Annotated in this window: 4 protein-coding genes and 1 other annotated feature; of the genes, 3 read left to right on the top strand and 1 reads right to left on the bottom strand. The window is 49.6% G+C overall.

Annotated elements, in window-relative coordinates:
• Positions 1 to 1009: hypothetical protein (locus DEP07_RS04495; protein ID WP_287102181.1), on the top strand; the 1009-nt coding region annotated here is incomplete at its 5' end.
• A gap of 72 nt (positions 1010 to 1081) precedes the next feature.
• Here the strand turns inward: DEP07_RS04495 and DEP07_RS04490 are convergent.
• Positions 1082 to 1819 carry a cyclase family protein gene (locus DEP07_RS04490; RefSeq protein WP_173596124.1) on the bottom strand — a complete coding sequence of 246 codons (738 nt, stop codon included), beginning with the start codon at positions 1817 to 1819 and terminating at the stop codon, positions 1082 to 1084.
• 402 nt (positions 1820 to 2221) lie between these two features.
• Here DEP07_RS04490 and DEP07_RS04485 point away from each other — a divergent pair, with 402 nt between their 5' ends.
• Positions 2222 to 3028, top strand: coding sequence for an alpha/beta hydrolase (locus DEP07_RS04485; protein ID WP_173596125.1), 807 nt, complete (start codon positions 2222 to 2224; stop codon positions 3026 to 3028).
• 164 nt (positions 3029 to 3192) lie between these two features.
• Positions 3193 to 3427 (top strand) — a binding site (T-box leader).
• A gap of 182 nt (positions 3428 to 3609) precedes the next feature.
• Complete coding sequence (locus DEP07_RS04480; protein WP_122962989.1) at positions 3610 to 5145, top strand: 2-isopropylmalate synthase; 1536 nt, start codon at positions 3610 to 3612, stop codon at positions 5143 to 5145.
• Positions 5146 to 5473 lie beyond the last annotated feature (328 nt).

Genomic DNA, 5473 nt, shown 5'->3' with positions numbered 1-5473 from the left:
TCGCCCCCTCCTACTCGATTGGATCAAAAGTCCTGGGAGTATGGTACAATATTTGGTAATTTGCATGATTGTTGAGTGTAGCGGAATGGAAAATGGAAAAAAGAGTATGGAGGGGAGCATGGGAGGGACGCGGTTTTGGGAGTTTTATTTGGTGCGCTACTTGCTGGGCACGATTTTTGGGATTGTGATTTTGTTTTATTTGGTGATTAATTATGATGGGCTGATAACGAAAGCTTTTTATCCCAAACCAGATTTTCTATGTGCAGAGTGCGATGTTGCTGGCTGTCAAAGTATAAAAAAAGATATTGAAAGCTTGTTGTTCAGTACGACTTATGGCTTAAAAGCCGGGGATGCTAATGATATACTAAAAGTTTTGGGGAGTAGCTATTCTATTGAACCTCAAAGCCGATACATAGAAATAAAAGAAACGGGCTTTCCTATTTTAGCTGCCATTATCCTAGCAGTATCAGGTTTTTTGTTCATGTATTTTTCCAGCATGCTTATCTTAATTCTTCATGGTTTAAGAGCAATGCTTTTTTTCAGATTGCAAACAGATAAGCGCACACCGGGACTTACTTTTCTCAGTGTTTGGCAAGCGATGTTGATAGTTTCCCTGATAATTACACTAGGGGTGGCCAACAAGTCTTGGCCAGATTTAAAGCACTTTTTTACAGTGTTGAGTTTAATCACCTTTTATATGTTTGTTGCATTGAGTGGACCGTTTATCCGGGAATTTTATAAAGCACTAAGTTTGTCCAGAACAAAGAAATCATGGAGGCATTCAAACGAGACGGAACACACAGAACGAACGGACTACACTGAATCATACAAGCATTTGCGCGAGCACGGCAATGCATTCGGAATCATCGTCTGTGAAATTATTTTCGCTATGTGGCTTGTTTATTGGGATTTTTCATATTGGGCCATCTTTTACTGGTGCTGTGCAGGTTTTCTTTCCTGGTTCCTCGGCAGCTACATCGAGGTAGCGCGAGTAAACGATGGAGATTGAGCAGAAAAAAGGACAGCTCCGCGGTTTTGAACAAACTCCGCGCGAACTGTCCTTGTTTTTATATGCTTGCGACTAAGGCAAAATCGCAAACGAACGCACCGGGAATCCGGACGCTTTTTCCGGTTTGGGGGTAATGTTGACGATGACGGCGCCTTTGGCTGGCAGCTTGTCCAGGTTTTTCAGCAGCTCGACCTGGTACGTATCTTGTGCCAGCACGTAATACTCGCCAAGCAGCGCGCCGTTTTTCTGGAAGTCCACGCTGGCGTCGGTGTCGAATGTTTCGTGGCCGACGGCTTTGATTTGTCTTTCTTCAAACAAGAACTTCAAGGCGTCCAGGCCCCAGCCGGGAGCGTGGTTGTTGCCATCTGCATCTTTGTTGTTGAACGCCGCCACATCGGGCCAGCGCTTGCTCCAGTCCGTGCGCAGGGCGACGAAGCTGCCGCTCTCGATTTTGCCGTGCTCGGCTTCGAATTGCAAAATATCTTCCACCGTCAGGCTGTAGTCGTTGTTTGCTTCGGCTTCCTTCGATTTGTCGATGACGACGAGGGGCAACACGAGTTCCTTCAAGTCCAGCTCGTCCAGGTACCGCTTGTCGCGCACAAAGTGGATCGGCGCATCCAGGTGCGTGCCGTACTGTCCGGCAAAAGTGAAGCTTTGCGAGAAAAAGCCGTCGTCATGCGTAAACAGCGTTTTGAACTCGGCTGATTCAAAGGCAGAAAAATGCGGTGATTCCGGGCCGAATGTATGAGTCAAGTCTACCCATTCTTTCTCTTTCAGCAGTTGGATTGCTTGGATCAAGTCGTTTGCCATGCGCCCACCTCATCAACGTTTTTGGAATTTTCGCCCGAATCCTTCGGCAACAAGTCCTTGTCTGCCAAGACGAATCTTGCCAGGCGCCAAGGCGTCCAGAGGTTGTCCGGTTTTTGCATGTCTGCCTGCAACTTGTTGGAAGGATTTGTTATACCATTACTTTATGCGTTATAATTCCGAGTGTCAATAAGGGAATTAACGAGATGAATAAATCGACAGGGGAGAGTGGCGACGATAGAGGTGGAGGCGTGAGCGAGGGATTTTTGGGCGCGAAGGTTGGCGGGCAAGCTCAGGCAAGCGGCTTTTGGCGTTTTGTCCATCTCCGATCTGGATTTAGTACATGGCAACTCGCTGCCCTACTCCTTATAATTTGATAGGAATGAGTGGGAGAGAGGTGCAAAAATGCAGCAACATCGAATCATCAAGGAAAAAGTAGCGGATTTTGAACTGACCATTTATTTGCCGAACAGCTATGCGGAAGGCGCGAAGCGATATCCGGCTATTTATGTGCAGGACGGGGGAAATGTCGTCCTGAATGCGTTTAATTACCTCGATCATCTGTTCATCACAAAGCAGCTGCCGGAACTGATTTTTGTCGGAATCACGCCGCACGACCGCAATTATGAATACACGCCGTGGCCGGCAGACACGCTGGTGCCTGGCGGAGTTTTGTTTGGCGGTGGAGCGAACGATTATATTCAAGTGCTTGCCGATCAGATCAAGCCATATATCGACGCGCATTATGCGACGATGCCTGAACCGGAGCACACGGCAATCGCCGGATGTTCGTTCGGGGGTCTGGTCAGTGCGCACGCCTATTATTTGCGATCCGATACATTTGGCAAAAGCGCCTGGCTGTCCGCCTCCTTCTGGTATGAGGGCTACGTCAAGCACATGCAGGAAACACCGCTTCCCGCTGCCGATCATCGGCTGTACATGTACGTGGGCGAGCTGGAAGGCATCCACAAGACGACGATTCAAGCGGAAATGGTCGCACAGACGAAAGCAGCGTACCGCATGTTGCTGGACAAAGGCTTCCCGGAGCAAAACGTGAAATTCGAGACAGATCCGCTCGGCACGCACGACAGCTTTTTCTTTGCCATGAAGTTTATTCATGCGCTGAGATGGCTGTTTGCGGAAGGGACGGAAGCGGAAAAAAGGGAATTTGCCCGCGACCGTACGCGCGAGTCGAACAGGGAAACGATTTAGCAGCGACAAAAGCGAGCGCCTTCTTTGCGGAGGCGTTTTTTCGATTTGTCCGCCAGATTGTTCTCGCTTTATTTTCTTCAATCAAAAATGTTTGATCGATCCTCCAGCATTTTGCTTGTTGACAGTGGCATTTTTCTGCCCATATAATTACAAAAAATGATAAAACAAATGTTGCGATTAGAAATAGTAGAAATAAAAAGACTTTTCAGAGAGCCGTTGGGTGGTGTGAAACGGCAATGTCGTTTATTTCGAACTCGTCTATGAACAGCTGCCTGACAATGTAGGGTAAGCCGGAGTTCCACCGTTACAGGGATAGATGGTGATGGCCATCGAAAAAGATCGTTTCCGCTATTTGGAAATGAATTAGAGTGGTACCGCGAGTTCAACCTCGTCTCTATGCGCAGAGACGAGGTTTTTTTGCGTGAAAAACGTCGCGACGTTTTTTTAGAAAAGCGGATGTTGATTGCGAGTGATCAATAAAACGGGTCATGACCGTTTTGCTGGCTGAAGACCGGGTTTAGCCGGCCCCGCTTTCCATAAATCGAGTTGCAAAAACAAACCATTTTGGGGAGGAACAGAAAATGAGCCGTAAAATTATCGTGTTTGATACAACGCTGCGTGATGGAGAACAAGTGCCGGGAGCGAAGTTGAACGTCCAGCAAAAAATCGAGATCGCCCAACAGCTCAAAAAATTGCGGGTGGACATCATCGAGGCGGGCTTTCCGGCTTCGTCCGAGGGAGATTTTCGCGCGGTGCAGGAGATTGCCCGCAGTGTCGGTGACAGCGTGTCGATCACGGCTTTGGCCCGTGCCGTGAAAAGCGACATCGATGCGGTGTACGAAAGTGTCAAGATCGCCCAGGACCCGCTCATTCACATCGTTTTGGGAACGTCCAACATTCACGTAGAGAAGAAGTTCAACCGCTCCAAGGACGCCGTCATGGAAATGGGCGTGGAGGCAGTACGCTACGCCAAAACATTGCTGCCGCACGTTCAGTATTCGACTGAGGATGCATCGCGGTCCGATTTTGAATATTTGTGGAGTACGATTGAAGCCGTCGTCAAAGCGGGAGCGACGATGATCAACGTCCCGGATACGGTGGGCTACGCGGTGCCGGATGAGTTCGGCGATTTGATCCGCCGCATCAACGATCGCCTGAAAAACCTCAACCCGGATGTCATCCTGAGCGTCCACTGTCATAACGATTTGGGCATGGCTACGGCCAATACGCTCGCCGCGATCAAAAACGGAGCGGAAAAAGTCGAGTGTACCATCAACGGACTCGGGGAACGTGCCGGAAATGCCTCGTTGGAGGAAGTCGTGATGGGGATGAAGGTGCGCGAGAATTTTTACCAGTGCCATACGAACATCAACACGAAGGAGTTGCTGCGCACCTCGATGCTGGTGAGCCATTTGACTGGTCTGGATGTGCAGGTGAACAAGGCGATTACGGGCGCGAATGCTTTTGCCCATTCGTCGGGGATTCACCAGGACGGTCTTTTGAAAGATAAGCAAGTGTACGAAATCATGTCGCCGGAAGAAGTCGGGGCAGACAGCATGGAGCTGATTTTGACAGCGCGTTCTGGGCGCCACGCTTTTAAAAATGCTGTTGAGAAGCTCGGCTTTGAAACGAACGACGCGGCTGATTTCGAGGTGTTGTTCGCCAAGTTCCTGGAGCTGGCAGACGCCAAAAAAGAAGTGTACGACCACGACGTATTTTATTTGGTGGCGAATCACCGCACGCTCGCAGATAGCAGCAAGCATCTGTATGAGCTGGAGTCGTTCCAGGTCGTCAGCAACGATTTGTACCCGACTGCGACGGTCAAGCTGAAAAAAGGCGAGGAAATGCTGAAAGGCAGCGCAGTAGGCGAAGGGCCGATCGAAGCGTTGTACGACGTGATCAAAACGTTGGTCGGGCTGGATGTCCACCTGAAGGATTACAAGATCAACAGCATTTCCCGCGGCAAAGACGCCGTCGGCCGTGTCAATATTCGCATCGAGTACATGGGGAAAACGTACTCCGGTCGGGCGATGGATACCGATATTATCAAGGCGAGCGCCCTTGCGTTTTTGAACGGGGTCAACGCTGCGGTGCTTGATCTGGTTGCGGTCGGATAGTCGGATAAAGCAAGAGCAGGCGCGAGACGACTAGGCGATCCCTGCCTGAAAAACGCCGAGAATCAAGCATGTAAAGAGACTGCTGCCAACTCAGGCGAATGTCCAAAGGCTGCTCGAACAGGAAAGCGGGCTGCAAAGGCAATAAGGCTGATCTGTATCGGTAGAAATGGCTGCCAACTGATGGCAAAGCAGATTTGGCAGCGAGCCTGCAAGTATAGGAATGGAAAATTTGGAAAAACTGATTACCATACACTGTTAACCACCTTTTTCAACCCTCGCGGCTGTTTGCGGGGGCTTTTTTTATGAGACGGATTGTCAAGCCAAGTGC

Source organism: Brevibacillus sp., from assembly GCF_003521185.1.
In the GTDB taxonomy this organism is placed as follows: domain Bacteria; phylum Bacillota; class Bacilli; order Brevibacillales; family Brevibacillaceae; genus Brevibacillus; species Brevibacillus parabrevis.
This window is presented reverse-complemented; position numbering and strand designations above follow the sequence as displayed.